General features: G+C 38.6%; 5 protein-coding genes. All 5 read right to left on the bottom strand.

From position 1 onward, the window contains the following. Positions 1-723 (bottom strand): tetratricopeptide repeat protein (locus GX437_03740; protein ID NLJ06765.1); only part of this gene is annotated, 723 nt, incomplete at its 3' end. A 117-nt stretch (positions 724-840) separates the two neighbouring features. Beyond that, complete coding sequence (locus GX437_03735; protein ID NLJ06764.1) at positions 841-1,488, bottom strand: DUF47 family protein; 648 nt, start codon at positions 1,486-1,488, stop codon at positions 841-843. Between the two features lie 16 nt (positions 1,489-1,504). After that, positions 1,505-2,569, bottom strand: coding sequence for an inorganic phosphate transporter (locus GX437_03730; GenBank protein NLJ06763.1), 1,065 nt, complete (start codon positions 2,567-2,569; stop codon positions 1,505-1,507). A 7-nt stretch (positions 2,570-2,576) separates the two neighbouring features. Then, on the bottom strand, positions 2,577-3,224 hold the full coding sequence (locus GX437_03725; protein ID NLJ06762.1) for a DUF47 family protein: 648 nt from the start codon (positions 3,222-3,224) through the stop codon (positions 2,577-2,579). A 93-nt stretch (positions 3,225-3,317) separates the two neighbouring features. Then, positions 3,318-3,773: transposase (locus GX437_03720; GenBank protein NLJ06761.1), on the bottom strand; the 456-nt coding region annotated here is incomplete at its 5' end.

The following is a 3,773-nucleotide window of genomic DNA, read 5'->3' as shown; positions in this document are numbered from 1 at the left end:
GTCATTTTTGCGAACTTTAATCTTGCTTCTGAGCAGGTAATATTCGGCTCTCCCAGGCATGATAATGATGGCGCGGTTTATCATATCGGCAGCCTTGTCATTTTTACCTATCTGATAATAAAGCTCTGCCAGTCCGGCAAAAGCTTCATGATTGGTAATATCCAGTTTCACGGCTTTTTCCAGATCTTCTTCAGCCGTCTCAAAATCTTTCAGGTAAAAAGCTGTAATCCCGTGATAATAATAAGTCAGTGAGTTTTTTTTAAGTTTTAATGCCTGATTACACTCATAAAGAGCTGCATCGTAGTTTTTTAATGTAAGCATCGCTTTGATTTTCAACAGGTATGCTTCCAGATTCTTTTTGTCGAGATCGGTGCTTACATGCAGCATTTCAATAGCCGGATAATAATCCCCGGCAGCATAATACATTTTTCCGGCCTGAAAATAAAAAAAAGCTTTGTTTTTATATTTTTCAGCGGATGTTTTGTAATCATCAGCGGCTTTTGCATATTCTCCGTTTTTTTCGTAAGCAGTGGCCCGTTGAAAAAACAGGTCTTTATAGTCGGGGTTTATCTTTATGGCATAGGTGAATTTTTTAATGGCCTCGGGATAATTTTTTTTCTCAAGCAGCTCGAGTCCTTCGTCATAATATTTCCTGATTTGCTGGGCATATACCAACATTATTCCGGAAAAGATGAAAATCAATATGATATAAAATTTCCTCAAAGCTTTTGAAATGACGTTTCCAATGAACGCAAATTTTTAACCAAAGGTAATAAATAATCGGACAATGGAGGTGAAAAATATTCAACAGGAATTGTTAATGAGCAAATTAGCTTTTTTTCATCCGAATCTGACAATAATGCCTCTGATGATGTCGGTAACATCTTCTGTCAGGTCAATGCATTCCTCAAGCACTTCAAGGATTTCTTTCTTTTTAATAAATTCAACCGGATCCTCTTCATTTTTCATCAGTCTTGAAATGCTGAGATGGAACAATTCATCTGTTTCTTTTTCAATGATTTTTACACGCTGACAATTTTCTTTCAGTCTTTCGATGTTTTTCATATTCTGCAGGCCATGAACAGCAACTTTAATTTCCTGACAGGCAAGAAGCAGGCGATCTGCTATTTCTATTATTTCAGGCGGAAAAATTTTGGGCCGCAGATAGGAGATACGCTGTGAAGTACCGTCAATACCGTCTATCACATCATCCAATGCAGTTATCAGGTTGAATATGTCGTCTCTTTCGAAGGGGACAATAAAAGTACTGTTCAGTTCGGAAATTACGGTTTTAATAATTTCGTCCCCTGTTTTTTCGGATTCTTTTATTTGGATTATTACAGGAAGCCTTTCTTCAATATTTTCTATTTTAATGAGCTTAATAAATAATTCTGAGCACGAAACAAGGTTGTCAGCAGCGGTTTCAAGTAAAGGGAAAAATTTTTTTTCTTTTGGAACAAGTGCCTGAAAAATTTTATCAAGTTTCATGTTAAGTTATTGATTATCAAATAAAATGACTAAGAAGGAAATAGACGAGGGCTGCAATCAGCATGGAGGCAGGAATGGTCAGTAGCCATGCGATGATAATATTTCGTGCCACTCCCCATCTGACTGCCGATAAACGTTTTGTCATGCCAACACCAATAATGGACCCGGTGATGGTATGGGTAGTTGAAACGGGGATTCCAAGTCGTTCGGTTGCAAACAAGGTGATAGCGCCTGATGTTTCGGCAACAACTCCCTCAAAAGAGGTGATTTTGGTAATTTTTGAGCCCATGGTTTTAACTATTCTCCATCCTCCCGACATGGTGCCAAGGGCAATAGCTGAATAGCATCCTATAACTACCCATTCGGGAATATGATGAATTTCCATTTTTCCCATTTCATTGATTTTCTGGCCGACAAACATCCATTTAGGTATTTCTTCCGGTGAATATCCCGCTTGTGCCACATAGACAATCAGTGCAGCAGAGATAATACCCATCACTTTCTGGGCATCATTACCCCCATGCCCGATGCTGAACATGGCTGACGAAAACAACTGAAGCCGCCTGAACCACCGGTCGAGTTTACGCGGATGCCCTCTTCGGCTGATCCACATGAGAATAATTGATATGGAATAGGCTACAAACATGCCTATCATTGGTGCAAGAAAAATAAAGACTATAACTTTGGTTACTTTTTCAATATTTACTACATCAAATCCTCCTGCATGAGCTACGGCAGCACCTGCAAAGCCACCAATTAAAGTATGCGAAGAGCTCGAAGGAATTCCCAGCCACCATGTCAACAGATTCCATATTATTGCGGCTATCAGTCCGGCAATGATTACCTGTAGGGTGATGACATCGCTGTTTACGGTCTTTGAAACCGTATCTGCCACCTTAAACTCTGAAATCCAATAGGCTACAAAATTGAAAAAGCCTGCCCAGAGAACCGCCTGAAAAGGGGTGAGAACCCTTGTCGATACAATGGTGGCTATGGCATTGGCAGCATCATGAAATCCATTCAGAAAATCAAATGTAAATGCCAGTACTATGACGGTTATCAGCAATACAAACGGATCCATGGTCTTCTCAGGATATTTTCATTAAAATGGAAAGGATAATGTTGGCAACATCTTCGGTATAATCTGTTGCTTCTTCAATGGTTTCAAGTATTTCTTTCTTCTTTATCAGCTCAATTACATTTTTTTCCTCATTCATTAATTTTGAAATGGATGCCCGGAAAATATCATCTGCATTATTTTCCAATTGATTGATTCTGATACAATTTTCATGTATTGTCCGTGAGGTTTTATAGTTTTTCAGATCGAGAATGGCAGAATGAATTTCCCTCGCTGCCATGGCAACAATATCACACAACGAAATGACCTCAACATCCGCCTGTTGTATTGAAAAATAAATGATGCGCTGGGCCGAACCATTAATCATATCAAGTACATCGTCAAGGGTAGACGTCAGTTTGTAAATGTCTTCACGGTCGAATGGCGTGATGAAGGTATTGTTTAACTCATTGTAAATTTTATGACTGATGTTGTCGCCAAAATGTTCAAGCTCTTTAATCTTCTTTGCATAGCTGTTTCTTTCGCTGGAATCACAGGTTTTGACCATCTCACTCAGACATTCTGCGGCTTCAAGAAGGGTGGCGGAAGCCTCGCTGAAGTAAATGAAAAATAATTTGTGCCTCGGAATAAAGGACTTAATTATCCGGTCAATTTTCATAGTTTTTTCCTCTTTCTTGGATTAAAAGCTCTTTTATTGAGCTTTCAAAAAAAAACTATTTTATACGAACGTTAAATTTTTTTTAACAAATTATTAAGCCTTCATTTTTTTCATGAAAACAGGTGGACGGTACAATCCTCTTCTTATGGTGAGTTGCTCCTGCTCTAATTTTTTTCCTATTATGTTTTTTAATTCCTGATAGGCTCCCGTTTTTTTCAGTTCCTGCCTGAAATTTAAAAGTGTTGTTGAAGATGGAACGGTATCGTCAAGGCTTAAGCCGATGAAATGGCTCAGGCTTACGCTGTCGTTTATCATTTGTTCAATACGGCTGATGGATACACCATACCATTCCTGAAGAAGGCACATCTTAAACAGCAAAAGCCCGGTAAAGGCGGGGCGTCCGTCAGGCCGTTTCCCCCGGTTATAGTTTTTTAAAATCACTTTTTCAATTTCTTCCCAGTCGATAAGTTTATCGATTTTTTCAAGAAAACTGACTTTAATATTTCGTTTTGAAACAGCTATATCAGCAAATCCAAGTTTGCCCTTTTT

The sequence above is a fragment of the Sphingobacteriales bacterium genome (assembly GCA_012517435.1).
In the GTDB taxonomy this organism is placed as follows: Bacteria; Bacteroidota; Bacteroidia; order CAILMK01; family JAAYUY01; genus JAAYUY01.
The sequence above is the reverse complement of the archived record's forward strand: the minus strand, read 5'-3'. Positions and strand labels throughout refer to the sequence as shown.

Bases quoted from the DNA above. Each gene is read 5' to 3' on its own strand.
- GX437_03735 (NLJ06764.1), bottom strand. From the start codon at position 1,488: ATGAAACTTGATAAAATTTTTCAGGCACTTGTTCCAAAAGAAAAAAAA.
- GX437_03730 (NLJ06763.1), bottom strand. From the start codon at position 2,569: ATGGATCCGTTTGTATTGCTGATAACCGTCATAGTACTGGCATTTACA.
- GX437_03725 (NLJ06762.1), bottom strand. From the start codon at position 3,224: ATGAAAATTGACCGGATAATTAAGTCCTTTATTCCGAGGCACAAATTA.